We start from the raw sequence: 26768 nt of genomic DNA, 5'->3' as shown, positions 1-26768 counted from the left end.
CCGGCCGGCCTTCGGGACCTCAGTGTCTGTTGGTGAACCCGCGTCCGCGATCGCGTCGACAGGGCGCGACCTGGTCATATCTCTCACGTTTGGCGACAGAGGCGCCCTGCCACCGCGATAGCGGGGCCTTCGGCCGGGGCGGGTTCACGCGTATGGCCACTTTCCGGACAAAGCTCCAGCTCCGCCAACAGGCTCTCAGCGCAGCGGCTCGAGCGCCTTCGCGAGCGGCTCCAGCACGGCGGGGGTGTGCGGCGGCGGCAGGTAGATGATCGCGAGGTCGAGGCCCACTTCACCGAGGGCTTCGGCGTCCGCGGCGACCTTGGCGTAGTCCCCGTCCGTGCCGAGGCGGACGTGCGAGGACAAGGTGATCTCCTTCGGATCCCGGCCGATGTCCGCGCAGTGCCGGTGCAGCACCTCGCGCTTGTGCGCGAACTCCTCCGGCGTGCCGCCGACGAAGTTCCAGTGCTGGGCGTACTTCGCGGCCGTGCGCAGGGTCCGCTTCTCGCCGCTGCCGCCGATGCAGATCGGCGGATGCGGCTTCTGCACACCCTTCGGTTCACAGCGGGCGTCGGTCAACTGGTAGTGCTCGCCCTGGAACGTGGTGGTCTCCTGGGTCAGCAGGCCGACGAGCACCTCACAGGCCTCCTCGAACCGGTCGCTGCGTTCCTTGATGGTGCCCAGTTCCATACCGTACGCGCCGGATTCCTCCTCGTTCCAGCCCGCGCCGACACCGATCTCCAGACGGCCACCGGAAACGATGTCCAGTGTCGCGGCCATGTTCGCGAGCAGCGCGGGGTGGCGGTAGTGGATCCCGCTGACCAGTGTGCCCAGCCGGAGCCGTTTCGTGGCCTGCGCGAGCGCGGTGAGGGTCACCCACCCTTCCAGGCACGGACCGGTCGAATCCGAGAAAATGGGATAGAAGTGATCGAAGGTCCAGCCGGATTCGAAGAGTTCGATCTCGTCGGCGGCCTGCCACACGGCGAGCATGTCGGACCAAACGGTGTCCTGCGGCGAAGTCTTGATGGCGAATCGCATGATCTTGATCGTAAACCTGGAGTTCCTCCAGTCGCGCGGAATTGATTTCAGCCGGCGATACCGCGGCGAACGTAGTCGTCGGCGTCCACTCCGGACTCGACGAGCAAAGCTCGCGTATGTTCGCCCAGCGCCGGGACGTCACCCATGCACGCCTCGAAATCGTCGAAAGTCACCGGCGGCAGCAAAGCGTCGATCCTGGCGAATTCGGTGCCGACCTTGCGCCACCGATCGCGCGCCCGCAGTTGGGGATGCTCGGCGACCTGGCCGACGTCCTTGAGCTGCGCGGCGGGAACCCCGGCCACGGCGAGCCGTTCGTCGAGTTCGCTGTTGGTCCACTCCGAAGTCCGGGCGGCGACGGCGGCGTCGCATTCGGCGCGGTTGGCCACGCGCCGCACGTTCGTGGTGAAGCGAGGGTCGTCGGCGAGTTCGGGCGCGTCGAGGACGTCGGTGACGAGGGTTCGCCAGCCGGTGTCGTTCTGGACGCCGATCAGCATCTGGCCGTCGCGGGTGGGAAAGGCGTCGTACGGCGCGATGGAGCTGTGGCTCAACCCCATCCGCTCGGGCTCGGTTCCGGCGTACATCCGGGTGTTGAGCGCGTAGCCCATCCATTCGACGGTGGCCTCCAGCATGGAGACCTCGATCGTCGCGCCCTCGCCGGTGCGCCAGCGGCGCAGCAACGCCGCCAGCACGGCCTGCGCGCAGTACATACCCGAGGCGATGTCTGCGGTCGGGATACCCGTCTTCGCCGGAGCCTCGGGGGTGCCGGTGATCGCGATGAGCCCGGCCTCGGCCTGGATCAGCATGTCGTAGGCCTTGCGCTGCTCCATCGGCCCGCCCGAGCCGAAGCCGGACAGGTTCACCACGACCAGTTCCGGGTGATCCGCACGCAGATCACCGAAACCGAGCCGCTCCGCCGCGCCGGGGGCGAGGTTCTGCACGAACACGTCGGCCTTCGCGACCAGCCGCCGGACGACGTCACGGCCTTCGGTGGTCTTGAGGTCGACGGCGAGCGACTCCTTGCCCCGGTTGAGCCAGACGAAATGCGCGCCGCTGCCGTGTACGGCGTGGTCGTAGGCGCGGGCGAAATCCCCGCCGTCGACGCGTTCGACCTTGATCACGCGCGCGCCGAGATCGGCGAGGTTGCGCGTGGCCAGCGGGGCGGCGACGGCCTGCTCGATGGCGACGACGGTGACCCCGTCGAGTGGCCGGGTCATGCTTTCTTCTTCTCGGCCCGCACCAGGCCACCGCCGATGATCAGCCGCTGGATCTCGCTCGTGCCCTCGTACAGCCGCATCAACCGGACGTCACGGTAGATGCGTTCGACCGCGACCTCGCGCAGGTAGCCACTGCCTCCGTGCACCTGCACCGCCAGATCCGCGGCCTTACCGGCCATCTCGGTGCAGAACAGCTTCGCGGCCGACGGCGCGATCCTGCGGTCCTCTCCCGTCACGTATAACCGCGCGGCCTCGCGAGCGAGCGCCCGGCCGGCGAGCACACCGGTCTGCTGATCGGCGAGCATCGCCTGCACCAGCTGGAAATCCCCGATCGGCGTACCGCCCTGGGTCGCCGTCGCGGCATACGAGACCGACTCGTCGAGCGCCCGCTGCGCCGTCCCGACCGCCAGACCCGCCATATGGATCCGGCCGCGCGCCAGCGACGTCATCGCCGCCTTGTACCCGACCTCCGCGTCCCCGCCGACAAGCGCCTCCGGCCCGACACGCACCTGCGAGAAGGTGACGTCCGCGGTCCGCGAACCCTCCTGTCCCATCTTCGCGTCCTTCGGTCCGACCGTGATACCCGGCGCGTCCGCGGGCACCAGGAACACAGCGATCTCCGTGGCCATACGGGCGAAAACGACGAAAAGGCCCGCTTCCGTGGCGTTGGTGATGAACTGCTTACCGCCGTCGATCACCCAGCCGTCACCGTCCGGCTTCGCGCTGGTCCGCAGACCGGCCGGATTCGATCCGGCACCCGGCTCGGTGAGCGCGAACGACGCGACGACTTCACCTGACGCGATCCCCGGCAACCACCGCGCCCGCTGCTCGTCCGTGCCGAACCCCACCAGCACCTGCCCGGCGATCCCGTTGTTCGTCCCGAACATCGACCGCAACGCCAAGGACGTGTAACCCAGCGTCATCGCCACTTCGACGTCCTGCACCAGATCGAGGCCCAGCCCGCCCCACTCCTGTGGGATCGCGTACCCGAACAACCCCATCTCGGCGGCCTGCTTCCGCAGATCGGCCGGAATGGCGTCCGTGTTCATGATCTCCAGCTCGCGGGGCATCACGCGGGTGCGGACGAAGTCGTCGATCTGGCCGAGAACGTCCGCGAAAACGTCGTCGGGGACGTCGGGGTTGCCGGTGTACATGCCCTCACTATCGATCACCGAACGGACTTCGGTCCACCTCCCCGAGTGGATCCGGCCGCGAGACCTACCGGAGATCTCGATCTTCGCCCTAACGTCGTTCCCATGCGTACACGTACCGCTTTCCTCGCCATGGCCAGTGCCGTCGCCCTCTGCTTCACGATTCCCGCGACCGCCTCCGCGGCCGAAGGCGAATTCACCTACCGCTACTACGACGAATACGAAGAGCTCCAGGTCGGCATCCTGGTAGATCCTCCGAGCGGCGAATGCATAGAGATTCCCGAAATAGCCGACTGGGACGTCGACGCGTTCCGTCCGCGCAACGACACCGACTCGACGGCGGTGGTCTTCCTGGACGACGACTGCAAGAGCGACTCCTACTTTTCGCTCCGCCCCCACGGTGGCCGCGGTTCGGACCGGCTTCTCCTGCGCTCGGTCCTCTTCAGTTAGGCCGAGTGGACCTCGACACTGCACCCCTCGCGGCGAAGGATGAGTCCAGGGGGTGGTCGTCATGGCCCGACGTGGTCTTGTTTTCCTGGCCCTGTTCACGATCTTTCTGGGGCAGCTGGTTCCCCGCGCTACGGCGGAAACACCCGTCACCAGGTATGAGGGTGAGCTCGAAGGCGCCCGCTATCTGGTGCTGGTGCCGGAAAACTGGAACGGCACGCTCATGCTGTGGAGTCACGGGATGTACTCCCTGGCGTTTCCGGAACCGGAGCGGATCGCGCTGACCTCGCAGCCCACAACGGAGTCCTATCTGCTGGAGCAGGGGTACGCGCTGGCCGCGTCCCAGTACCGGACCGTGCGCGGCTGGTCGATCGAAGAGGCGCTGACCGACCAGATCCGGTTGCACGACTGGTTCTCCCGCACCGTCGGCCCGCCGCGCCGGACCGTCGCGGCGGGCGAATCGATCGGGGCGATCACCGCGACCCTGCTCGCCGAGCGGAACCCGCGCCGGTTCTCCGGTTTGATGACCTTCTGCGGCAACCTCGCCGGAGGGGCCGCGCATTGGAACTCCGGCCTGGACCTCGGATACGCACTGAACACGCTGCTCGACGCGCGGCTGGAGCTGGTGCGGATCACCGATCCCGCGGCCAACGTCGGCCGGTTCACCAGCGCGGTGCAGGCCGCCACCGCGACCCCTCAAGGCCAGGCCCGGCTCGCGCTGGCGAACGCGCTGGCCGAAATCCCCGGCTGGTTCGACGCCACCCGGCCCCGGCCGACGGCTGTCGCCGATCAGGTTTTCTGGCAGGGCGTCTGGGACCGCTTCTATCGCGCCGGCGCGTTCGGTGTCGACAGGGTCGCGTTGGAACAGCGCGCGGGCGGCAACCCGAGCTGGAACGTGGGCGTCGACTACCGGCGGATCCTGGCGAAGGCAGGCGAGCGGCCACTGGTCGAACGGGCCTACGCGGAGGCGGGGCTCGATCTCGACGCCGACCTCGACAAGCTGGCGAAGGCGCCGCGAGTCGCGCCCGATCCGGCCGCGGCCGGCTATCTGGCGCGGTTCGGGCTGCCGCTGGGACGCACGCCGGTCCCGGTGCTGACCATGCACACCGCCGGGGACGGCACCGCGCCGGCGGCGCACGAACGCGCCTACGCCGAACGAGTCGGGCCAGGCGGCGATCTCCGTCAGCTCTTCGTGAACCGCGCCGGGCACTGTGTGTTCACCGCGTCCGAGGAGATCACCGCCCTGCGCACGCTGGAGCGCCGACTGGACGCCGGAAACTGGCCGTCGAGCGGGCCTGCCGCGCTGAACGCCGAAGCCGGCGGGCTCGCGCCGGAACACCAGACGATCTTCGACGCCGTCGGGGAAGCCCGGGTGACGACCACACCGGCGTTCGCACGGCACTCCCCTCCCCCGTATCCGAGGGTCCTGCCGTTCTAGGGACCGGTGAGGATCGTCAGCCCGTAGGCCGACAGGACGCGGTTCACTGGATAGAAGTACGTGGTGCCGCCACTGGAGCAGTTACCGCTGCCGCCGACCAGCACTCCCTGCGCCTGCGTGCCGCTGACGAACGGCCCGCCGTTGTCGCCAGGTTCGGCGCACACGGAGGTCCGGGTCAGACCGGTCAGCGTTCCTTCGGGGAAGGTGATCGACTGGTTCTTCGCCTGGATGATCCCGCACTGCCAGCCGGTGGTCGCACCATACCGGCACACCGACGAGCCGACCGGGGCCTCGACGGACCCGGTGATCGTCACCCGGCTGTCGGTGGGCGGGATCGAGCCCACCAGCCGCCAGTCGGTCGTGTTGGTCACGCGGATGACGATCGCGCCGGTCGGCGGGACCTGTGCGCCGACGACCACCCCGACCACCCGGCCCGCACTGCGGATGGTGTCACCGGGTTTGCCGCAGGAGGAACTCGCGATCAGGTAACCGTTCTGTCCCGAGACTGCGGCGAACCCGGCCGTGCACCGCGTCGCCGCGCTGCTCTGCAACACGCTCCCACCGCCGAGCGGGGCGGGAGCGCTCGCTTGCGCGGTCGACGGCAAGGCCAGACCGAGGGCCAGGACCAGGCAGGACAGGGATCGGGGCAGTCTCATGGGACCCTCCGATGGCCGGGGATCCCTCGATCGTAACGAGCGAGACGCCCCGGCCCATCCGCCGAACCGCGCATTCTCAGCGCCAGCCGAGCTCCGGCGCCACGTGCTTGAGGATGCTCTCCAGCACGTGCGCGTTGTACTCGACGCCGAGCTGGTTCGGGATGGTCAGCAACAAGGTGTCCGCGGCCTCGATCGCCTCGTCCTCCTTGAGCGCCCGCACCAGCTCGTCCGGCTCGGCGGCGTACGACTTCCCGAAGATCGCCCTGGTCGTCTCGTCGATCATGCCGACCTGGTCCCGCGAATTCCGATCGCGGCCGAAGTAGGCGCGATCCAGGTCGTTGGTCAACGCGAAGATGCTTCGGCTGACCGACACCCGCGGCTCGCGCTGGTGGCCGGCCTCCTTCCAGGCATCGCGGTAGGCCTCGATCTGCTTACGCTGCTGAACGTGCAGCGGCTCGCCCGTCTCGTCGTCCTTGAGCGTGGAACTTTGCAGGTTCATGCCCTGCTCCGCCGCCCACACCGCGGTCGCGTTCGAACTGGAACCCCACCAGATCCGCTCGCGCAACCCCTCCGAGTGCGGCTCCAGCCGCAGCAGCCCCGGCGGGTTGGCGAACATCGGCCGCGGATTCGGCTGCGCGAACCCCTCGCCGTCGAGCAGCTTGAGGAAGACCTCCGTGCGCTGGCGGGCCATGTCCGCGACGGTCTGCCCCTCCGCCGGCCCGTAACCGAAGTACCGCCAGCCGTCGATCACCTGTTCCGGGGATCCCCGGCTGACCCCGAGCTGGAGCCTGCCCCGCGAGATGAGGTCGGCAGCGCCCGCTTCCTCGGCCATGTACATCGGGTTCTCGTAGCGCATGTCGATCACGCCGGTACCGATCTCGATCTTCGACGTCCGCGCCCCGATCGCCGAAAGCAACGGGAACGGACTGCCCGCCTGCCGCGCGAAGTGATGCACACGGAAGTACGCGCCGTCCACGCCGAGCTCCTCGGCCGCGACGGCCAGGTCGATCGACTGATGCAGGAAGTCCGCCGCGGACCTTGTCTCGGAGTGCGCGCTCGGCGACCAGTGGCCGAAGGACAGGAAACCAATCTTCTTCACGCCCGTGTAAGCGCTCCGTGACCGGGTTTGATTCCCGCCGACCGCCACGGCCGGTCGCATACCCGGCCACAACGCAAAAGAGCGGACGGTCACTGTGACCATCCGCTCACCCCGTAGGGTACTGCGTGTGTCCGAGGGGGGACTTGAACCCCCACGTCCGTTAAGGACACTAGCACCTCAAGCTAGCGCGTCTGCCATTCCGCCACTCGGACTTGCTGATGTGAGAAGAGTATACGTCCCCTGGGAGGCCTCAATCAGGGGGGTACGTATCGTCACCGATACTCACATTGAGACAATGTCAGGTTACCGTCTGGCAGCGATCAGGCCTCCCGACGATCGACTTTCGCGCACAAGCCGCAGGTCAGAGGCCGCAAAAACAGAACGTGACGACTGCTGACTCCAGGTGTTCGTCGCCTCAGGTCACGGTCACTCGCTGCCAGGGCTGACCACACGGTCCGCATGCGCCGGCCACCGCGCGACCGACATGAGTCGCGGGTTCGGCGCCAACTACGACCAGGCGAAGCCGTACTCGTCAACAAGCCGACGCGCGAGACGATGGACGGCCGGAAATGAACCACACGACGACAAACCCTCAGCAGACACGCCGCGAACTCGTCAGCTCTGACTTGCCGCCCCATCCACAGGCCGTACCTTTCTCCCCGATAAGGCGCGTCGCCCGAAAACGCGATCCGAGTCGGCTGTCCACAATGGACTTTGCGGATTCGCGGTGGTCGTTCCCCTCTCGGGCGAGTTCTACCCGACGACGGCACGCTCACCCTCGAACAGAACGGCATCGACGTGGATGTGAAAAGCGTGCTGAGGCTGACTCGGAAGTTCCCGCCCCGCTGCCAACGGTCCTTGCAACTCGGCTTCACCATGATCATCGACCAACCCGACGACCTCGGCCGGATCCACGAGCCACTCGTGCTGACCACGAAGGACCCGGCCCAACTCGTCGGCCATCTCACCCAATTCCCGCCCAGCGGAGACCACTACCGCCTGCAGAACCCGGTCGACCTGATCCTCCCGGACGAACCGGACAGCACGATCGCGACCATCCAGCGATTCCCGGTGAAGGTCGGCGGCCTCTAGACCTCCCATCACCCGCCTGAGGCCGCGAAACTACTCCGGCTTGGTGAAGCCGCCCCGCGTCCAGCGGCGTTGGGCGGCTTCCCAGTCGACGTCTTTGAACCAGGAAAGGCGCTCAAGAGCTTCGTCCCACGAATAGGTTTTGGCCGAGCGCAAGGTTTCCGCGAACCGGCTGCTGGAGATCTCCAGGAAGTACTGGTCGCGGAAGCCGATCTTCCCGTCGCGTTCCCACGCGGCGGGGACGAGGGCGACCGTCACCCGGTCGGCGAGGGGATGGCGCATGGCCACGATGGCTTCGGTGCCGTCCTGCGGGCAGCGGAGATCCTCGGGCGGTGGTTCGGAAAGCCCTTCCTCGACCAGCCTCCACCACACATGGCTGTCCTCGCACTGCATCATCCACCACATGGCCGCCTACCTTATCTAGCGATATACGGGGTTCGAGGCAGGTCGGGATAGAAGAAGTGGAGCTTGTGGTTGGTCCCGTTCCCCCAGACGTTGACGTGCGGCCCGACCCTCCCGTCGGGACCCCCGAAGTCGTGCCCCATCCGGTCGTCGCGCCAGCCGATCTTGCCGTCGTGGCTCTGGCGTCCGATGACCCCGTTCGGGCTCATCCACTTGTCCCCGCGGAAGTCGCTCATCCGGATCGCCTGCGTGCCGTGGCCCATGTCCCCGACGTACTCCGCGGCCGCCTGGCGCGCGGCCCTCCGGCTGGGGAACATGTAGCCACCCGCGCCGGCCCCGGAGGTGTGCGGCTGACCGCCGTACCTCCCGACGGCGTTGTTGAGCCGTCCCGCCGGGCAAGTGGCGAGACCGAACGGGTCGACCAGCGCCTGCGGGTTCGGGACGTAGTTGTGCGGCTGGAAGCCTCCGCCCAGCCCCAGCGGGTCGGCGCTGCCGTAGCGCCCGGTCGAAGGGTCGTAGTGGCGGAAGAAGTTGTAGTCGAACCCGGTTTCCTGGTCGTGGTACTGGCCGGCGAACCGCAGCGGGATGGACACACCGGTGCTGCTCTGCTCGATCGTCTCACCCCACAGCGTGGCCCGCCGGTGCCACGCGATTCCGCCTTGCTCGCCGACGAGTTCGGCGGGGGTGCCCGCCAGATCGGTCACGATCCCGTAGAACTGTTCATCCACCCACTGCTGGGGAGCGGTGCGCAGGAACGAGCGCTCGTGCTGCAGCAGCGGCCGGAACGAGTCCGGCTCGTACTCCCAGGCGGTCACCCTGGTCCGGGCCGCCAGGCCACTGTGCGTCTGTTCGGTCACCACGGCGCCGTCCCAGGCGAAGTCGACCTGCTCGGCGACCGAACCGTCCGGGTTCAGCCGCAGTTTGGCCACGCGCCTGCCCATCGGGTCGTACCGGTACCGCCACTGGGTGCCGTCCGGGGTGCGCACCCCGATCAGCCGGTCCTCGGAATCCCAGGAGTACTGCCAGGTTTCGGGTTTGCGCGACAGGCGTTTCCGCTGGCGCAGCACGAGCCGCCCCTGACCGTCGTAGCCGTAGCGGACGCCGCCCGCCCGGAGCAGCAGGGTGCCGCGGTACTCCCGTTCGCCGATCTCCTCCGCGGGTGCCGCGCCAGGGGTCTGCGGCCAGACCGCGGCGGTCGTGTTGCCCGCCGCGTCGTAGAGGTAGCGCTCGGTCCAGTTCGGCCCGCTCACCTGGGTGACCCTGTCGGCCAGGTCGTGGGTGAACGCACGGGGCCCGCTGAGCCGGTCGTGCGTGGCGATCGCCTGATCACCGGCGGCGTACTGGTAGGACCGCTGCTGTAGCACGTTCCCACCGATTCCGGTGAGCACCTGGCTGCTCAGCCGATGCTGGTCGTCCCAGCCTTGGGACAGGAAGACCTGATCGCCGAAGCTGCGTCGGATCTCCTGACCGGCGGCGTCATGGCCGAACCGCACCAGCCTGCCGGCGGATCGCAGGGACATCGGGTGGCCGGCGGCGTCGAATTCCCACTCGGACACCACGCCCGACGGGGTCTGCCGCCGCACCCGGCGTCCCACCGCGTCGTAGGCCGAGTGCACGGCCCGGCCGTTGATGCTCTCGGAGACGACCTGGCCGAGCACGTCTCGCTGGATCACGACCTGGGTTTCGGCGTCGCGTGCCTCGACGAGCCTGCCCATCGGGTCGTAGCGGAAGGTCGCGCTCGTGGTGGCGTTGCCGCGTTCGATGATGTTGCCCAGCGGGTCGTAGGCGAGGCGGGTGACTTCCCCGGCGCCGTTGGTGCGTTCGACGAGCTGACCGGCCGCGTCGTGCCGGTACCGGATCGTGCGGTCGTTGAAATCCGTTTCGGCGATGGTGTTCCCGGCCGGGTCGTACTCGTAGCGCCAGACCAGCCCCTGCTCGTTCGTGACGCTCACCAGCTGTCGCTCGGTGTCGTAGCCGAAGCTCAGCCTGCTGCCGTCCGGGCCGGTCTGCACGGACGGCAGGTCGAAGTGCGTCACCTCGATCCGGGTCGTCCGCGCCTGCCTGTCGGTGTACTCGCGCAGGTTTCCCTCACCGTCGTAGGTCCAGCGCTCGCTGGTCCCGTCCACCCACTCGCGCCAGGCCGGTTTGCCGTCCGTGGTCCAGCCGAGCCGGGTCCGCTCCCCCAGCGGATCGGTGATGGAGGTGACCCTGCCGAACTGGTCACGCTCGTAGCGGACGGTCGCGCCGAGCGGGTCGGTCAGGGAGATCGGGAGCCCGGCCCCGTCGGTGCTCATCCTCCAGCTGTGGCCCAGCGCGTCGGTGACGCCGCGGAGCCTGCCCCGCTCGTCGTGGTCGAAGGTCGTGACCGCCCCGGCGGCGTCGGTGAGCCGTGCGAGGTTTCCGTGCTCGTCGTACTCGCGGCGGACCACCGCGCCGTCCGGCTGGACGACGGTGACCGGCAGCCCCAGCTCGTTGTACTCGAACCGGGTCCGCGACCCGTCGGGCCGGGTGACGGTGACGGGATTGCCCGCGGCGTCGTAGTCGAAGCGGCTGGTGCGGCCCAACTGGTCCGTGCGCCGGAGCAAGCGGTCGAAGCCGTCCCATTCGGACACGATCGTCGCGCCGAGCGGATCGACTTCCCGGACCACCTGGCCGGCTTCGTTCATCTGGAACACGCTGCGGTGGCCCAGCGAGTCGGTGAAGTACGTCGTGCGGTTCTCGGTGTCGTACTCCAGGGTGCTGGACAGGAACCCGCCGGATCCTTCGGTGCGCACGCACCGGCCCGCACCGTCGTAAACGTAGCGATACCACTTGTCGTTGCGGTCGGTCCAGCCGACGATCCTGCCTTCGGCGTCGTAGTCGAAGCGAGTGGGCAGCCCGGAGGGGTTGATCACCTCCGTGAGCCGTCCCGCCGTGTAGCCGTAGCGCATGAGCTCGGTTTCGCCGCCGTCGGCGGCGATCGCGTGCAGGGCCGTGACCAGGTTGCCCGCGGTCTCGATCCGGAGCCGGTACCCCCCGCTGTGAGTGATCTCCTGGGGCACTCCCCGCTCGTCGTAGCCGAAGTCGATCCGGTTGCCGTTCCGGTCGGCGATCGACGACACGGGCAGTACCGCCGCGCCCGGCGCGAAGGACAGGGTCAGTGCCTGGGAGTGGTCCTCGATCAGGTAACCGCCGTCTTCCCCACGGCGCAGCAAACGGGCCGGCCCCTGGTCGCTCGACACCGCGGAGCCGGGGGCCGGTACCGGATAGTGCTGAAGGGTCCCGTCCGAGGCGGCGAAGGTGACGCCTGAATCGTCCACCTCCAGCCGTTGGTCCACTGTGGACACCCAGCTCGACCCGAACCAGCGGCCGGCCCGGTGGTTCGAGAAGTGCGTGCGCTCGAAGACCAGCGGGAGCACGCCGAGGAATTCGGCATCGGTCTGGTCGAGCACCATCTGCCCGGTCGACACGTCGATCGGGTCCGTCACGCACCGCGTGTTGTCCGGCGAACGCGGGTTCGGCTTCTCGTCGCGCAATCCGCCGCCACCACGTGAACCCGACGGACCGGTACCGCCGCGGGAACCGCCGCTTCCGTGGGAGCCCCCGCCACCGCCTGGGGAGTCATGACCGCCGGACGACTGCCCACCGGACGAGCCCTGCCCGTCCTTCCCACCGCCATGGTTCCCGCCGCCGGAGGCACTGCTCGACGAAGTGCCGTCCCCGTCGTCACCGTTCTTGCCGCCTTTGCCGCCTGGCGGCCCTTTCGTGTCGATGCCCTTCGGCTTGCCCGGCGGCTTGGGCTTGCCGCCCTTGATCCCCTTGAGCGCCTTGGTGGCGTCCTCGAACAGCGTCCCGGCCTTCTTCAGCAGCGGCATCAGGGCCTTGAGGGCTTTGACCAGCTTGGTGGTGACCTGGGTGATCTTCGACGCGGTCTTGGCCACCGCGGACACGACCTGCGGCACGACCCAGGCCAACCCGATACCGAGGGTGAACACGACCTGCAACGCCCAGGAGATCAGATGGCCGATCAGGTCGGCGATGGTGTCGCGCACCAGCGATCGCACGGCCGCGACGATTTCACCGGCGGTCTTGACTCCGCTGGCGGCGCCTTCGGAGCCCTTCTGGGCGCTGGCGAGCAAGGCGGAAGTGTCGTCCGCCCGTACGCGGTAGGCGTCGGCTGCGTCGCCCTTCCACTCCTGCAGATCCTTCTTGACCAGGTCCGTCAGTTCCGCCGAGACGCTTTCCAGCTCTTTGGCGACGTTGGTCCACGTTTCGGCCTGGGCCTTGACCTCGTCGGCGTTCCCGGTGAGGGCGTCGAGGGCTTCCTTGAGCGGGCCGACGTGCTCCATCAGCCAGCCGACACCGGCGGCGAAGACCGCGCCGAACGGGTCCATCACCGCGGTCAGCACGTCCAGCGCGGTACCGACGGCGCCGATCGCGACCGCCGCCCAGTTCTTGCTCTCGATCGCTTCCTTGAGCCCCGTCGCATCCTCGAGCAACGGAACCCCGGCCACCGCCGAAGTCTCCTTCACCGGTGCGACCAACGGATTAGCCATGCAGCGAACAACCCCTCGTGAACCCGACTCGACCTGGACGCGTCCGCCGACGCTAGTGATCTTCGGGAGGGCGCACCACGGACACGCGGGCCTCTGCCCGAACGACTACCGGGATTGCCTGAAAACCCCTTGCGGGCACGATCTCCGGCATCGATCAATCCGACGGGGGCAAACCGGGTGGGGCCAGAGAGAGCCCGCCGCGCACTTCCCAGTGCGCGGCGGGGATCTCGGCGACCGGCACTCAGCAGTGCACGGTGATGGCGTCGGTGCGGTCGTTGGAGCTGACCAGGCGCAGGCTTTCCCACGGTTGGACGGTGGTCATGTTGTGCCACTGGTTGGTGCCGTGGTTCCAGTCCCAGAGGGTGATCGCGTTGCCGTGCGCCCGGACGGAGGACGTCTGGTTCTGCATCCAGCCGTCGAGGATGTGCCAGCCGCAGCCGTTGGCGTCCCAGGTCGGCCCGTCCCAGTTGGGCCAAGCGAACAGGCACGCCTCGCCGTAGTTGCAGACCTGGTTGCCGACGCCTGCGACGCCGACCTCCCCCGAAGCCGAAGCTGTGGCCGTACCGGACAACAGTGTCACGGAGACCGCGGCCGCGGCCAGCACACCGGCGAACAGTTTTCTCATGGTCATTCCTCCAGATCGTCTGGGGCGAATCCGTTCTGGGGGAACCTATGGCGACTCCGGGCCTGTGCTCTGTCGTCCGGCTTGCACCGCGCTGTCAGCGCCGACCGGCACGCATGAGTGCCCGGATCTCGTCCGCGGCGGTCTGATCTCCATCGCGCAGGCACCGATCGTGAGCTTCCTGCCATACCCGGCGTGCCTGGTCGGCGTCACCGAAGGCAAGCAGCGCGTGTCCCAGGCCCACCCGTAGCGGCACTGCCGATCTGGTTACGTAGGTTTCCTCTACGAGGTCGATGGCTTCCCGGTAGGTCGCCGCGGCGGTGCGGTGATCGCCCGAGCCCGCCTGGACGGCGGCGATGGTCTCCAGACCGGCGACGATCCTGGAAGGTTCCCTCCCCTCGCGGAAGGTGCCGAGGGCTCGCCGCGCGGGTCCGCTCGCCTCCTCGAAGCGGCCGAGTCCGACAAGCGAGTCCGCGAGATTGTTGAGGGCCATCGCGGTGGACAGATCGTCGCCGGCGGACTCGTACAGCCGCACGGCTTCGCGCAGGGGCTCGACGGCCTCGTCGAACCGGCGCATCCAGTTGAGGGCCGACCCGAGATTGAGCAGCGACGTGCCCTGCTCGGCGAGGTCGCCCAGTTCGCGAAAGATCTCCAGCGCCGCGTGACAGTAGGCGAGTTGCTTGGCGCGGCCGCCGACTCGGCCGTAGCCGGTACTCACCCCGTTGTAACACTTCGCCCGCAGAAACCGGTCCCCGACGATCGTCGCGCTGCGGATGGCGGCCTCCCCCATCGCGACCATCCGCCGCCAATGCCCGCGCAGATACTGGTACTGCCAGGACAGCTGGAACAGCACCGCGGCCTGAACGTGCAGGCCGTGTTCGTCCGCGCCGAGGACGAACCGGGCGATCGTGTCGATCTCCCGGTCGAACCAGGCGACCGCGGAGTGGTGGTCGGCGAAGTCGACCACCGGCACGCCGGGACCAGCCGGGGCGACCGGCATCCGGTGCGGAAGGCCGCTGAGGTGACCGCGTGCCCGTTCCGCGGTGAGCACATAGTGAGCCACCAGCCTTTCGAACGCCGCCGGCGTGCCGGGCGACCGCACCGCCTTGTCGCGCGCGTACTGCCGCAGCAGGTCGTGCGACTCGAACCGGTCGGGCAACCGCTGCTGGACCATGCTGACTTCCGCCAACCGCCCGAGCGCGGCACCCGCCTCCGCCGGCGGGATCGCGGCCAGCGCGGCGACCGCGTGCCTGCCGATGCCGTCACCGGGAAACAGACCCAGCACATCGAACACCGCCGCCGCCTGCTCGTCGAGCACGTCGTAGGACCAGTCGAACAACGAACGCAGATCACTGTCGCGATCGTCGTCGAGCGACAGCACCTCCAACCCCCGCTCGGCCAACTCGTCCCGCAGCGACGCCAGCGGCCACTCCGGATGCCGGGCGGCGTGGTCGGCGGCCAGCCGCAACGCCAACGGCAGCCGCGCGCACAACTCCACGATCGCCGCCGCCGCGTCCGACTCGGCCGCCACCCGGTCCCTGCCGACCTGATCGGTGAACAACTCCAGGCCCTCGGCGGACGAGAGCAAACCCAAGGTGACGTGCCGCGCTCCCTCCCGCGACGACAGACCACGAAGCTTGCGGCGGCTGGTCACCACCACCGAACCCCCGCCCGGCAGCAACGGCCGAACCTGGGCGCTGTCACGGGCGTTGTCCAGCACGACCAGCAGCCTTCGCACCGCGGATTCGGTGCGCCAGAGCGCGGCTCGTTCCTCGGCATCGGCCGGGACACGCTCCGCCGGTACCCCCACCGAACGCAGCAGCACATCCAACGCGTCCGCCGGATCGACCGGAACGCTGGGGTCGTAACCACGAAGGTTCAGATACAACTGCCCGTCCGGGAACCGCGGCACGGCCTGATGCGCCCAGTGCACGACCAGGCTCGTCTTCCCGATGCCGGCGGCCCCGTCGACCGCGGAGATCACGACCGGATGCCCGTCGGCCTCGCTCACCAACCGATCCAAACCCGCCAGCTCGGCGCCACGCCCCACGAACCCGCGCACGTCACCCGGCAACTGGCGAGGCACCCGCACCGAGGTCGCCTGCTCCCCCGCGAGCGTCTCGTCGTCGAGCAGGATGGCCTGGTGCAGATCGGCGACGGCACGTCCCACGTCGAGCCCGAGGTGCTCCCGCACCAGCTCGGTGACCTGCCGGTAGGCATCCAGCGCGTCGGCCCGCCGGCCCGCCCGGTGCAGTGCCAGCATCAGCCTGGCCCACAACGACTCGCGCAGCGGATGCCGGGCGGTGAGGTCTCGCAGGTCGGCGATCACCTCCTGCCCACGCCCGCGCTCCAGGTCGACGTCCAGCATCCGCTCGCGGGCGGCGAACCACAGCTCGGCGGCCTTCGGTCCGGCCTCCGCCCGCAGGACCGGCGACGCGACATCCTCCAACGGATCTCCACGCCACAGCCTGATGGCCGACGCCAGCAGCCCGTACTCCCGGCCGGTATCCCCCTCGCGCGCCGCGGCAGCGGCCGACTCGACCAGCTCACGCAGCTCGAGCACGTCGAGCTGCGTGGCGTCGGCACGCAGCAGATACCCGCCCTCGGTCGTCTCGATGACGTCGGTTCCGAGGCTCCGCCGCAATCTGCTCACCAGCGTCTGGAGGCCGTTGCGAACGTCCTGCGGAGATGCCTCGCCCCAAACGTGGTCGATCAGCTTCCACAGCGGGACGACTTGGTTCGCCGAGAACGCCAGCGAAGCCAGCAACACCCGCTGCCGCCCGCGCACGTCCACCGGCCCGGTAGCGGTCTCCACCTCGAACGGCCCCAGCACCCTGATCCGCGTTCCCCGAGCCGACGCCTCGCCCTGTCCCATGACCGCCCTGTCCTCCGGCCTTTCACCGATGGTGTCGCACGGCGCATCCTTCGCCGTGCCAGCCGAAGGGAATATTCGCCGTTCTTGACGACACGGAGTTCGAATCGGAGAGTCGGAAACTCCACGATGCGAGGAATCCAGCCGCGGACGCCCGGCGTTTCCCGCGTGCGTAAGGGCATCGTCAATCGCGATGATGTTCCTGCGGTGCTTCCTGCAGTGCGCGGAGGTACTCCTTGGCCTCGACGAACGAGCCCGGGGTGAGCACGGGGCTGTCGCCGGTGTAGTCCACCGTGGTAGCGCTCGACGGCGGGTGCAGACCGCCGGCGGTCACGAAGGCGCCCGCCTCCTGGACGGCGGTGTTGAACGCGCCGACCGCGGCCATCATCTCCTGCAGCTCCGCGGGGTCCATGTTCTCCATCGTCGTCTCCTCGTCCTTGGTGTGTGCCGGAAACGCTATGCACGCCTCCCTGGCGCCGCATCGGTCATCGCGACCGATATCCGATAAGTCGATGACCGGCGCAGGTCGCCAGAGGACCCGGCCAGCCCCGTCCTGGACGCCGCTTCCGACGCGTCCCACGTGACGTACAGTGGGCCGCCGTGCCCAGCAAAAGACTTTCGGTCGGCCTCTTCGTAGTCGCCGGCGCCCTCGTACTGACGGCGTGCGACGGCTCTGCCGCGCCGGACGCCGCCGGCCTCGACCCCGCGAAGTGCGCCGACCCGAATTTCGCCAGTGCTCACACGGATTTTTGCGTCGACAACGCCTCCGTGCCGGAGACGCCGGCAGCCGAAGCCGCCACCTTGTCCAACGGCTTGAAGGTCAGGATCATCTCCGCGAAGTCCGAGACCGTGGATTCGAAGGGTTACGACTCCGGCCCAACCGAGAACGTCCTGGTGACGATAGCCACCGAGATCACGAATACCGGCAACGCGACGTTCGTCTTCCCAACGGCGAAGAGCAATGTCCGCGCAGAGTTGCTCTACGGCCGCAATCACGCCAAGGCGACGTACTCGGCCATTCGGAAGGGCGGCTCCATCGACCTACCGGAGCAGCTCGTCGCGGGCAGATCGGTGACGATGACGTCGACCTTCACGATGCGCGCCGGAGGCGCGGACAACGTCGTCTTCCGGTTCAACCCGGACACCACCACCACGGACGACATCACCTTCACGAACGTCCAGACTTCGTACAGGTAGCCCTCGCGCGCCTTCCAGCCCCGTCACAGGTCACGATCGGCGAAGTCGACCACTGGAATCCATGGCACAGAAGTACTTCCCCGTGATTCGGGGGTGCGAGACCCTCGATGGGCGACCACCTCTACGCCTTCTGCCTGCTTTGCCGGCGGATGTGTCGCCGACCAGGACCGAACTAGTGAACAGGAGCGGTATGACCGACGATGTGGCCGGCCAAGTGATCAAGGCTGAGCAGGATCGGATCCAATCCCTTCTCGACGTGGACCGCGGCACCTATGACCGCTTGCACGCCGCGGAATACCGGTTGTGCAACCCGACCGGCACCGTGTGGACGAAGGCGGAATACCTGGATCTCCTCACCACCGGGCGCGTCGTCTACCGGGAATTGGGCCTGATCGGTGACGTGAACGCCATCGTCGGCACCGACGTCGTCGTCCTCCGCTACCGGTGCGCCATCGAACTCACCGTCGACGGCGCGGACATCCCGCGGCACGAGGCCTGGCACACCGACGTCTACACCAGTGCCGGCGGCACGTGGCGTTGTGTCTGGTCGCAAGCCACCGGCATCACGGACCTTCCGTCGTGACATGCCGATGCGCTGGTCCGGCCGCATGCCCGGAGGTCCTCCTAGCGGCATGAGAATGACCGACTCGAACCGCCGCGCCGATGGCCGGGCGGCCCTGTCATCGGGTCGCCCGGCCATCGGTCAGCGTTCGAGCATGCCGTCGTCCGACCACTCGGTTGCGTGCTCCTGGACGAATTCGGCGAAGGTGCGGGGCGGCCGGCCGGTCAGGTCCAGCACCGCGGTGCTGACCCGATCTTCCCGGCCTGCTCTGATGCCGTCTTCCACCGCGGCGATGGCGGCGGCGAACTCAGCGGGTAGGCCTGCCGCCCGGTAGTGGGCTGCCTGCTCATCGACCCCTATCGACACCACACGGACCGGCCGTCCGGTGCGCGCCGTGATGATCGCCGCCGCGTCCCGGTAGCTCAACGTCTTCGGCCCAGTGAGCAGGTGGTCGCTGAGCCCGACGTCGGGTTCGGTCAGGAGGGCGGCGGCCGCGGCCGCGATGTCCCGCGCGTCGATCCAGCCCACCCGGCCGTCGTCGGCGGCGGTGCGGATCTCGCCGTGCCGCCGGATCCGCTCGCCGATCGGGTGCGGGCTCAGGAAGTTCTGCATGAACCCGGACGCGCGCAGCACTACCCACCCGGGCCGCGCCCGCACCTGCGCGGCCAGCTCCAGCGCACCAGGAGCGTTCGGCAGCTCGATAGCGGAGCCGAGGAGCACTACCCGGCGCACGCCGAGGCGTCGCGCCTCGGCCAGGAACGGCCGAACCGGCGGCAACGGGTCCACGGTGTTCGTCGGGGGCACCAGGAAGACCCGGTCCACCCCGCGCAGCGCGGTCGGATGGGTGGCCGGGTCATCCCAGTCGAACCGGATCGCGTCCGGGTCACCGGCGGACGGGTCGCGGCTGGCGACCCGGACCGGCATACCGTTGCCGCGCAGCAGCTCCACCAGCGCGGTCCCGGTCTTCCCGGTGCCGCCGGTCACCAGCACGCCGGTCATCGGGCGGCCCCTGAGCGCAGTGAGTCGAGCAGCTCGGGCAGCGACCCGGCCGCCATCGCGTTGGCCAGCGGGTTCCAGTAGTCCCGGAAATGGGTGATCAAACCGCCCTGGACGGTGATCACCACGATGTAATCCATCCGATAGGGCTCTCCGGTGCGCACAGACTGTCCGTTCGCGTGGTACTCCACGACAATGGTGTCCGGCCGGTGCGTGTGGTGCACCGTGATCGGCGGAACCTCTCGTAGGTCATATACCTCTGGGAAACCGGCCAGGTAGTCGCGGATCTCTTTCCGTCCGGTCAGCCGGCGCGGCGAGGTCCCGGCGGCGAACGGGAATTCGGCGGTGCCGTCTTCCGCCCACAAGCCGGCGACGGCGTCGGTGTCCTCGGCCAGCATCAGTTCCAGCAGTCGGCGCATCGTTTCCTCGGGAGTGCGCGGCATGGTGTCCTCCACTGTTCAACGGGGTGTGACCGGTTCAGACTGGCCGCGGGCCCGCCGCCGGAGAACAGACCGCTGAGCCCCGGACCGCCAGTCCGTGGCCAAGCCGCGCACCCCATGCCACGATGGGCGGGATGAGCAGAGCCGAACTGGCCGACTTCCTGCGCCGCCGGCGGGAAGCACTGCGCCCGGACCAGGTGCCTGCCACGGCGACCCACCCGCCGGGCCGACGCGCCCGGCGCACTCCCGGGCTGCGCCGCGAAGAGGTGGCCGCACTGGCCGGGATGTCGGTCAGCTACTACGAACGGCTGGAGCAGGCCCGCGCACCGCGCCCGTCCCCGGAGGTGCTGGCAGTACTGGGGACCGCGCTGCGGCTCACCGCCGCGGAGCGCGAGCACCTGGCACGGCTGGCCGGGCAGGTCCCGCCCGGCACGGACGCCGATCGGAGGCCGGTGCCCGCCGAGGCCCACCAGCTGCCGGATCGGCTCGGGCCCATACCCGCCTACCTGGTCGACGAGCGGCAGGACATCGTGGCCTGGAACAGCGCGGCAGCCGCGTTGATCACCGATTTCGGACTACTGCCCGCCGAAGAGCGCAACACCGTGCGGCTGACCATCCGGCTCGGCGGCACCCTCTGCTGGGCGCCGGCAGGCGAGGAGGGCGAGTTCGCCCGGCAGTTCGCCGCCCAGCTGCGCGCGGCCAGCGTCCGCTACCCGACCGACCGCGTCCTCGGCGAGCTGGTCAACGAGCTCGCCGCGCACAGCCCGGAATTCGCCGCCGGCTGGCGCGACCACGACGTACGGCCCATACCGGCGCTACGCAAGCGCCTGCGCCACCCCGAGCTGGGCGACCTGGACGTGATCTGCCAAACCCTGCTGCTGCCCGGCACCGACCTGCAGCTGACGATGTACACCGCGGAACCGGGCAGTCAGAGCGCCGACGCGCTCGCCCGGTTGGCGTGAACCATCAGCGCGACCACGATCGCGAAAGCGGTACCCGCGACCCGCGGGCCGGAGTGATCACCGCGAGCGCGACCGCCAGGACCAGGTCCGCCTTGTGCGTGATCGAGACCTGCACCTCAACGATCCCGAGCGCGGCGGCGCCCGCGGCCGCCGCGCCGGTGAGCACCACCAGGGCCGCTCCGGAATCGGCTCGTTCGACGGCGATCTGGCGCGGCGCGACGCCGTCGGCGAACCCGGTGCCGATCGCCTTCGCGACGGCTTCCTTCGCGGCGAACCGGCCCGCCAGGAACTCCCGGCATCGATCGGGGCCGAGCCCCGCCGCGGTGGCGAGTTCGGAGTCGGCGTAAACGTAGGCACGGAACCACGGCCGTGCCAGCAGCCGGTCCAGTTCGCCGAGGTGCAGCAGGTCGGCCCCGATCCGCATCGGGCTACCCGGCCGGGAAGGTGAAGACCGCGGCGTGACTGCGACCGCTCACCGGATCGGTGTCGCAGAGCACGACCTTCCGGTACGTCTCCTGCCACGCCGGCCAGTTTCCCGCCAGGGCGAGCCACACACTGGTGCAGTACGAGCCCGGCGCGACCCGCTCGACGTCACCGGCCTCGACGGCTTCCGTCACCCACGGGCCGAGGACCACGAGCGTGCCGGACTCCCGATGAGGTTCGAGCAGCTCGCCCACCGTCCCGCCGGACGACACCGACGCCAGCCGTGGCCCCGGCCCGGTGCCGAGGACCAGCGCGGCACCCGAGTCGACCAGCCCGCCGTCGTCGACCAGCGGATGCGGGGTCGGGAGCGTCGTCTGCTCCAGTACCGCGATGACCGCCTCGTCGCACCGCCCCGACCGCTGATACGCCGCCACAATGCGCAAGGCCGTGAACGGCGCGGCCAAACCCTGCTGTGCCACGGAGAACGTCGTCGCCGTGACGTCGAGCCGGTCGGCGAGGTACGGCGCCACGGCGGTGAACGGGAGGACGTCGGGCAGGGCGTGGGTCACGATGATCAGCTGCGGGCGGCTCGCCCGCACGCCCTCGGCTTCCAGTAACCGGTCGGTCAGCGCCTTGTGCGAGACGTGCGCGCCGCGTTGCCAGCGTTCTTCGTCCACTTTGGACCCGAACGGTTCGACGAGATCCGCGAGGAACCGCGAGACCGCAGCGTCCTCCCGGTAGCCGGGCCCCGGCGGTGAGATCACCGCGCTCGTGCCGCGCAGGCTCGGTTCGCCGCTCATGACACTCCTTCCCCGATGGCCTGCCTGGATTCGACGTAGTCGGCGAACGAACGGACGGTGCGGAGGTGATCGATGTCGAGGTCGTCCGGATCCACCGTGATGCCGACGGCCATCTCCACCAGCATCAGCAGTTCCAGTACCTTCGACGAGTCCAGCCGCAGGTCGTCGAACAGCCGGGTGTCCTCGGTCAGCCCCGTGATCTCCCGCTCCAGGACGTCCCCGAGCGCGTCCCCGATCGCCGACACCACCTCGTCGCGGGCCGTCACGTCCCGCTCCCCCGCGTCCGATGGGTGATCACCATGGCACCGAACGTCGCGCCGAGACCGACCGTGACGAGCACGTAGCGGGCGCCGTCGACGAGCCTGCCGTTCTCCCGCAAGGTCGTGTAGTTCAGAAACACGTCCGACGAGAAGCAATGGCTGAGCTTGGGAATGTTCTCCAGGAAAAACTTCTCCGACGGCGCGTCCAGCGCCTTCATCGTCTGCCGCCAGGCGAGGGCGTTGACGTTGTGCGGGATCACCAGATCGATGTCGTCGAACCCGTAGCCTGCCTCGGCCACCGCCTCCAGGATCACCTCGGCCAGCCGCGGCCCGTAGAGCTGGCCGAATTCGGTGTTCTGCTCCGGGGTCAGCGCCAGCCATTCCGCGTACTGCCCCAGCGTCTTCGTGACGAAGGAATGCACGACGTCGCCGTCACCGTCCACCGTCAGCAGGCACGCCGAGGCCGCGTCCGCCATGATCGCGGTGTTGGGGATCAGCTGCACGATCGGTGAGAACGCCCGCTCGCCGGTCACCATCAGCGCGTGACCGCCGGTCTCGCCCTCGGCCCGCAGCAGCTCGGCCGCGACGTCGATGGCGCCCAGACTGCTCACACACGCCTGGTGGGACAACGCGAACGCCTCGACGTCCACCAGCCCCAGCCGCCGCGCGAGCTCCTGGGGGACGTCGACGTCGGCCGGCGCGAGCGCCTGGGTCGTATGCGCGAACACCAGCCTGTCGATCCTCCGGCCGGCGGGCAGCGCCGCCAGCGCCCGCTTGGCGGCGGGCAACAGCAGGTCGAACAGGTCCATCCCGGGATCGAACCGGAGGGTGTCGAGACCGTAGAACTTCCGGAACACGCCGAGTTCCGCCCGGCGCAGCCCGAGATGCTCGCCGAGCTCCTCGATGCGGACGCTGCGCTCGGGCACGAACGATTCGACGCGTTCCAGTGTGGTCGCGCCCATCAGCCCTCCAGGTATTCTGCCCGCAACAGCCAGAGCCGGTTGGCGCCGCGGCGTTCCGGCGGCTGTACCTCGTACGGCCAGCGGCCCTCACCCGCGCCGGGCTGGCCGGGTTCCTTGATCTCGTCGACCTTCCAGCCGTGGGCCAGCAGGAACTCCTCCGGCTCGTCGGTGCCGAAGATCCACGGTGTCCCGTCGTCGGCCAGCCGGTCGAGGAACGGCTTCGAGAACGGGCTGCGCAGCAGGGCACGGCCGAGGATGTCCAGCGCCAGCCTGCTTCCCGGGGCCGACACCGAACCCAGCGTCTTCAGCAGACCGCCCGCCTGCTCCTCGGTCAGGAAGAAGGTCAGCGCCTCGGCCACCCACAACGTCGGGCGGGCCGGGTCGAAGCCCGCCTTCTCCAGTTCCGGCAGCCATTCACGGGTCAGGTCGGCGGGTACGACCCGGCGATCGACCCGCGGCTCGGCGCCCAGTTCGGTCAGCCGCCGCTGCTTCTCCACCAGCAGCGGCTCGTGGTCCACCTCGAAGACGACGGAGTCCTCGGGCCAGTCGAGCCGGAACGCCCTGGTGTCCATCCCCGCCGCGATCAGCACGACCTGGCGGATGCCGGGATCCGACCGCAGCTCGCCGATCGCGTCGTCGAGGAACCTGGTCCGGATGCTGATGAACGGCAGCAGCCCGCCACCGGCGTAGCGCTCGATCAGGCGGAACCCGTCCGGCGCCGCGAGTGCGCTCGCCAGCGGGTCGGTGAACAGCGCGTCCTCGCGCTCGGACTCGAGCGAGCGAGCCGCCGCCATCCACTGCGCGGTATAGGAAACGGCGTGCATCAGCTGACTCCCACTCCGGCAAAGAACGCCTTCTCGATGGCCGACAGGGTTTTGAAGTCCGCGATGTCGATGTTGTCGAAGTCGATCTCGACGCCGCTCGCGTCCTCGATCACGTAGACCAGTTCGACGAACGACAGCGAGTCGACCAGGCGGCTTTCGATCAGGTCCTCTTCGAACGCCAGCTCGGTGCGTTCCGGGTGCTTGCCGAGGATCCAGTCACTGACCTTTTCGATACCGGGCGTGGGCATGTCTTCTCCTTCGAGGTTGTTTCCTTCTCAGTCGGCGGCGGACACCGCGACCGCGATGGCGTACGCGTCGTCGTGGGTGATGCTGATTTCGATCTCGCCGAGCCCGGCTTCCCTGGCCAGCCGCGCGGCGCGGCCAGTGAGCCGGACCACCGGCCAGCCGCCGTCGCTTTTGAGTACTTCGGTCGAGAGCCAGGGAACGGGCTGCCCGCCGACGTGGAAGAGTTTGAACACCGCTTCCTTGGCGGCGAGACGTCCCGCGATACCAGCGAGGTCCGGACCGTCCGGAGTGGACGAACTCAGCAGTTCGGCGGAGGAGAGCATGCGCCGCAGCGCGGGTTCCGCGTCCTGGCCGACGAGCTCGCGCACCCGGCTGAGCGGGACGACGTCGATGCCGATCCGTCTCGCGGGCATGGTCACCCGGCCCGGCCTGCCGCCGCTCGGACGGCCGCCAGCGCCGCCGGGAGATCGCCGTGGTGGACCTCGGTCAGCACGGCGAGCCAGCGCTCCAGGCCGAACGCCACACAACTGGTGTAGGCGAACTCCTTGCCGTCACCGAAGCGGATGTCGCACCGTTCGCCGAAGAAGTTCCGATGGGTGTTGACCGAGGCGATCGCGAGGGTGCCGTGCTGGAACTCGTATTTGACCGGGCTCAGCTTCTGCAGGAGAGCGCGGGCGCCGTCGTTCCGGAAGAACGGATCGATCGCGGCCTCCTTCTCCAAGCCGAGGCCGAGTTCGCGGGAGAACGCCAGGATCCGTTCGGTGAAGCGGGAAACGACTTCCTGCGTGTGCTCGAACGAGCCGAGCGCGACGATCTCACGCATCTGGAAGCTGGCCAGCCGCCGCAATCCGCTGTAGTGGTCCTCGCTGCGGAAACAGCGGTTGACGAGCGTCACGATCTCCGTCTCGGACACCTTCGTGCCCTCGTAGAAAAGGTAAGCCCCGTAACAGGTCGCGTGCGGCAGACCGTAACGGCCGTCCTGCAGATCACCGCCGGCGAACCGTCCGTCGACCGGCTTTCCCTCCCGGTCGGCCAGATCCAGCGGACCGGCCACGAACGCGAGATGCGGGAAGTTCGCGTAGACGTCGAACTTCTCCAGGTCGGTGACCGGGTACAGCGGCGGCGGGCTGATCTCCCGCGCCCCGGCGGCGCCTGCCCAGCCGAGGAAGGTCCGGTCGAGTTCCTGGACGAGGGCGGTCTCGTCGGGACCGAGGATCGCCAGCGCCTCGGCACCGTCCACTCCGGTGGTGCGGGTCATCGCAGGATCCCCGTTCGCTCCAGGTACTTCAACGTCTTGCGGAACACCTGTTGCTCGGCGGCGGGCCGGGTGGGCGCGTCGAGCAGCGCACGCCGGACTTCCAGCGGGTTCTCGATACCGGCGTCGCGATAGACCTGCGGGTTGTACAGCGACTCGAAACTGAAGGTGAGGTACCGTCGGAGATAGGCCGAGACCTCGACGAGTTCCTCTTCGGTCGCCGTCTTCTTGAGGTCGCCGTAGAGATGCTCCACCAGCTCCCGGCCGAACGCGATATGCCGCGATTCGTCCTGATGGTGGATGCGGTTGATCGCGCGGATCGTCTCGTGCAGGCGTTCGTCCCGCGCCATCAGCGAGTTGTAGTGGTCCACCAGTTCCTCGAAGATCAGGATCCTCGCGAACACCAGCAGACTCTCCACTTTGGACGAAGACGCCGGCGGGATCGCGGCGCCCGCACCCGGTGCGCGATAGATCTTCTTGCCGTAGCGCAGGCAGAATTCGGCGAAGAACCACATATGCTCGTTCTCCTCACCGATGAAGTGGTGGAAGAACTCCGACGGCGTCTCGAAACCCGCCGTGTGGATCCGCGCGACGACCTCGATGAGCAGCTCGCGGATCCCGTGCACGTTGAGGCTGTAGAAGTTGATGCTTTCGAACCGTGACAAGGCGAAGAGCTGGTCTTCGCTCAGTGTCCCGGCGAACTCGGTGCCGTGAGTGGTGGTGAGCTCGGGGCTCATCCACCACATCCGTTCGGGCAGGCTGTCCGGCCACTCGAACATCTGATAGGGGTTGTAGTAGTCGTCGATCGACTTCGACGAAAGGCGATCGAGCAGGCCGCGAAACCGTTCGTCCGCGTCGATGATGTCGCTGATGTCACTGGCCACGAAGGTTTCCTCCGTTCTTCCGGGCTCGATTCGACGCTACGGCAAGGAATCCGCGCGATTCAACGTCCACAAGCGGTCTGGCCGACACCGGCCAGCACCCTGGTTTCCCGGTGCGGTGGCGGCATAGGGTGGTCGCATGGCGAGGACATTCGAGTTATTGAGGGGCAGGGCAAACGTGGCGTAGGGGTCACCGCGCTCTGCCGGTCCGTGAACGCCTGTCGAGCGTGTCGCGAAAGCCACTTTCAGGACATCAGGCGTCGCGAAAGTGGCTTTCGCGACACGGACGCCGGCGGCGAGGTCGTCGGCGCGGATGAGTGGCCGGGGCGGACGGGCCCCTCACCCCCAAACAAACACCACCCCGCGCCGACGGGCCCCCCACCCCCCGCCCCCCACCCCC

General features: G+C 68.7%; 27 protein-coding genes and 1 tRNA gene. 6 read left to right on the top strand and 22 right to left on the bottom strand.

Going from position 1 to position 26768, the window contains the following annotated elements:
• Positions 1–195 precede the first annotated feature (195 nt).
• From ACFVM3_RS31630 to ACFVM3_RS31620, 3 genes are read right to left on the bottom strand one after another with little or no spacing between them, the layout of a single operon-like run.
• Entirely contained in the window at positions 196–1035 is an 840-nt protein-coding gene (locus ACFVM3_RS31630; protein ID WP_378443592.1) for an LLM class F420-dependent oxidoreductase, read from the bottom strand.
• 47 nt (positions 1036–1082) lie between these two features.
• The gene (locus ACFVM3_RS31625; RefSeq protein ID WP_378443591.1) at positions 1083–2249 is read right to left on the bottom strand and encodes a CaiB/BaiF CoA transferase family protein; all 1167 of its coding nucleotides are present in this window, start codon (positions 2247–2249) and stop codon (positions 1083–1085) included.
• Entirely contained in the window at positions 2246–3403 is a 1158-nt protein-coding gene (locus ACFVM3_RS31620; RefSeq protein WP_378443590.1) for an acyl-CoA dehydrogenase family protein, read from the bottom strand. Before ACFVM3_RS31620 ends, ACFVM3_RS31625 begins: the two co-directional genes overlap by 4 nt.
• A 102-nt stretch (positions 3404–3505) precedes the next feature.
• Here ACFVM3_RS31620 and ACFVM3_RS31615 point away from each other — a divergent pair, with 102 nt between their 5' ends.
• Positions 3506–3850, top strand: a complete 345-nt coding sequence (locus tag ACFVM3_RS31615; protein WP_378443589.1) for a hypothetical protein — start codon at positions 3506–3508, stop codon at positions 3848–3850.
• Between the two features lie 61 nt (positions 3851–3911).
• Positions 3912–5285 (top strand): hypothetical protein, encoded by a 1374-nt coding sequence (locus ACFVM3_RS31610; RefSeq protein WP_378443588.1) that lies wholly within the window; start codon positions 3912–3914, stop codon positions 5283–5285.
• Here the strand turns inward: ACFVM3_RS31610 and ACFVM3_RS31605 are convergent.
• From ACFVM3_RS31605 to ACFVM3_RS31595, 3 genes are all read right to left on the bottom strand, one after another.
• Positions 5282–5941 (bottom strand): S1 family peptidase, encoded by a 660-nt coding sequence (locus tag ACFVM3_RS31605; RefSeq protein ID WP_378443587.1) that lies wholly within the window; start codon positions 5939–5941, stop codon positions 5282–5284. The two genes, ACFVM3_RS31610 and ACFVM3_RS31605, sit on opposite strands and share 4 nt — an antisense overlap.
• A 76-nt stretch (positions 5942–6017) precedes the next feature.
• Positions 6018–7040, bottom strand: a complete 1023-nt coding sequence (locus ACFVM3_RS31600) for an LLM class flavin-dependent oxidoreductase (protein WP_378443586.1) — start codon at positions 7038–7040, stop codon at positions 6018–6020.
• A 128-nt stretch (positions 7041–7168) separates the two neighbouring features.
• Positions 7169–7252 (bottom strand) — tRNA-Leu (locus ACFVM3_RS31595).
• A gap of 601 nt (positions 7253–7853) precedes the next feature.
• Between ACFVM3_RS31595 and ACFVM3_RS31590 the strand changes: the two genes are divergently transcribed.
• On the top strand, positions 7854–8132 hold the full coding sequence (locus tag ACFVM3_RS31590) for a hypothetical protein (RefSeq protein WP_378443585.1): 279 nt from the start codon (positions 7854–7856) through the stop codon (positions 8130–8132).
• Between the two features lie 30 nt (positions 8133–8162).
• On the opposite strand, the gene ACFVM3_RS31585 is transcribed toward ACFVM3_RS31590, so the two are convergent.
• The 5 genes from ACFVM3_RS31585 to ACFVM3_RS31565 form a co-directional block, all read right to left on the bottom strand.
• Positions 8163–8534, bottom strand: coding sequence for a hypothetical protein (locus tag ACFVM3_RS31585; protein ID WP_378443584.1), 372 nt, complete (start codon positions 8532–8534; stop codon positions 8163–8165).
• Positions 8535–8545: 11 nt separating this feature from the next.
• Positions 8546–13066, bottom strand: a complete 4521-nt coding sequence (locus ACFVM3_RS31580) for a DUF6531 domain-containing protein (protein WP_378443583.1) — start codon at positions 13064–13066, stop codon at positions 8546–8548.
• A 241-nt stretch (positions 13067–13307) separates the two neighbouring features.
• Positions 13308–13691, bottom strand: a complete 384-nt coding sequence (locus tag ACFVM3_RS31575) for a hypothetical protein (protein WP_378443582.1) — start codon at positions 13689–13691, stop codon at positions 13308–13310.
• 94 nt (positions 13692–13785) lie between these two features.
• The gene (locus ACFVM3_RS31570) at positions 13786–16563 is read right to left on the bottom strand and encodes a BTAD domain-containing putative transcriptional regulator (protein WP_378443581.1); all 2778 of its coding nucleotides are present in this window, start codon (positions 16561–16563) and stop codon (positions 13786–13788) included.
• A gap of 181 nt (positions 16564–16744) precedes the next feature.
• On the bottom strand, positions 16745–16981 hold the full coding sequence (locus ACFVM3_RS31565; RefSeq protein WP_378443580.1) for a YciI family protein: 237 nt from the start codon (positions 16979–16981) through the stop codon (positions 16745–16747).
• Between the two features lie 179 nt (positions 16982–17160).
• On the opposite strand from ACFVM3_RS31565, the gene ACFVM3_RS31560 reads away from it, so the two are divergent.
• On the top strand, positions 17161–17757 hold the full coding sequence (locus ACFVM3_RS31560; protein ID WP_378443579.1) for a hypothetical protein: 597 nt from the start codon (positions 17161–17163) through the stop codon (positions 17755–17757).
• Between the two features lie 190 nt (positions 17758–17947).
• Positions 17948–18340: a nuclear transport factor 2 family protein gene (locus ACFVM3_RS31555; RefSeq protein WP_378443578.1), complete on the top strand. Its 393-nt coding sequence runs from the start codon at positions 17948–17950 to the stop codon at positions 18338–18340.
• Positions 18341–18460: 120 nt separating this feature from the next.
• Here the strand turns inward: ACFVM3_RS31555 and ACFVM3_RS31550 are convergent, their stop codons facing one another.
• Both ACFVM3_RS31550 and ACFVM3_RS31545 read right to left on the bottom strand, forming a co-directional pair.
• Positions 18461–19318, bottom strand: coding sequence for an NAD(P)H-binding protein (locus ACFVM3_RS31550; RefSeq protein ID WP_378443577.1), 858 nt, complete (start codon positions 19316–19318; stop codon positions 18461–18463).
• Positions 19315–19758: a nuclear transport factor 2 family protein gene (locus ACFVM3_RS31545; protein ID WP_378443576.1), complete on the bottom strand. Its 444-nt coding sequence runs from the start codon at positions 19756–19758 to the stop codon at positions 19315–19317. Before ACFVM3_RS31545 ends, ACFVM3_RS31550 begins: the two co-directional genes overlap by 4 nt.
• 131 nt (positions 19759–19889) lie before the next feature.
• On the opposite strand from ACFVM3_RS31545, the gene ACFVM3_RS31540 reads away from it, so the two are divergent.
• On the top strand, positions 19890–20717 hold the full coding sequence (locus ACFVM3_RS31540; RefSeq protein ID WP_378443575.1) for a helix-turn-helix transcriptional regulator: 828 nt from the start codon (positions 19890–19892) through the stop codon (positions 20715–20717).
• Between the two features lie 4 nt (positions 20718–20721).
• Here the strand turns inward: ACFVM3_RS31540 and ACFVM3_RS31535 are convergent, their stop codons facing one another.
• Genes ACFVM3_RS31535 through ACFVM3_RS31495 form a run of 9 tightly spaced genes read right to left on the bottom strand, consistent with a single transcriptional unit; the run spans position 20722 to position 26371 of the window.
• Positions 20722–21141, bottom strand: a complete 420-nt coding sequence (locus ACFVM3_RS31535) for a holo-ACP synthase (protein ID WP_378443574.1) — start codon at positions 21139–21141, stop codon at positions 20722–20724.
• A gap of 4 nt (positions 21142–21145) precedes the next feature.
• Complete coding sequence (locus ACFVM3_RS31530) at positions 21146–21940, bottom strand: hypothetical protein (RefSeq protein WP_378443573.1); 795 nt, start codon at positions 21938–21940, stop codon at positions 21146–21148.
• Positions 21937–22206, bottom strand: a complete 270-nt coding sequence (locus ACFVM3_RS31525; protein WP_125684794.1) for an acyl carrier protein — start codon at positions 22204–22206, stop codon at positions 21937–21939. The genes ACFVM3_RS31530 and ACFVM3_RS31525 overlap by 4 nt, the downstream gene beginning before the upstream one ends.
• On the bottom strand, positions 22203–23162 hold the full coding sequence (locus tag ACFVM3_RS31520; protein ID WP_378443572.1) for a 3-oxoacyl-ACP synthase III family protein: 960 nt from the start codon (positions 23160–23162) through the stop codon (positions 22203–22205). Before ACFVM3_RS31520 ends, ACFVM3_RS31525 begins: the two co-directional genes overlap by 4 nt.
• Positions 23162–23986, bottom strand: coding sequence for an SAM-dependent methyltransferase (locus ACFVM3_RS31515; protein ID WP_378443571.1), 825 nt, complete (start codon positions 23984–23986; stop codon positions 23162–23164). Before ACFVM3_RS31515 ends, ACFVM3_RS31520 begins: the two co-directional genes overlap by 1 nt.
• Positions 23986–24234, bottom strand: coding sequence for an acyl carrier protein (locus tag ACFVM3_RS31510; RefSeq protein ID WP_378443570.1), 249 nt, complete (start codon positions 24232–24234; stop codon positions 23986–23988). Before ACFVM3_RS31510 ends, ACFVM3_RS31515 begins: the two co-directional genes overlap by 1 nt.
• 27 nt (positions 24235–24261) lie before the next feature.
• The gene (locus ACFVM3_RS31505; protein WP_378443569.1) at positions 24262–24645 is read right to left on the bottom strand and encodes a holo-ACP synthase; all 384 of its coding nucleotides are present in this window, start codon (positions 24643–24645) and stop codon (positions 24262–24264) included.
• 2 nt (positions 24646–24647) lie between these two features.
• The gene (locus tag ACFVM3_RS31500) at positions 24648–25490 is read right to left on the bottom strand and encodes a hypothetical protein (protein ID WP_378443568.1); all 843 of its coding nucleotides are present in this window, start codon (positions 25488–25490) and stop codon (positions 24648–24650) included.
• The gene (locus ACFVM3_RS31495) at positions 25487–26371 is read right to left on the bottom strand and encodes a diiron oxygenase (protein ID WP_378443567.1); all 885 of its coding nucleotides are present in this window, start codon (positions 26369–26371) and stop codon (positions 25487–25489) included. Before ACFVM3_RS31495 ends, ACFVM3_RS31500 begins: the two co-directional genes overlap by 4 nt.
• Positions 26372–26768: the final 397 nt, after the last annotated feature.

The organism is Amycolatopsis sp. NPDC057786, from assembly GCF_042797905.1.
In the GTDB taxonomy this organism is placed as follows: domain Bacteria; phylum Actinomycetota; class Actinomycetes; order Mycobacteriales; family Pseudonocardiaceae; genus Amycolatopsis.
The sequence above is the reverse complement of the archived record's forward strand: the minus strand, read 5'-3'. Positions and strand labels throughout refer to the sequence as shown.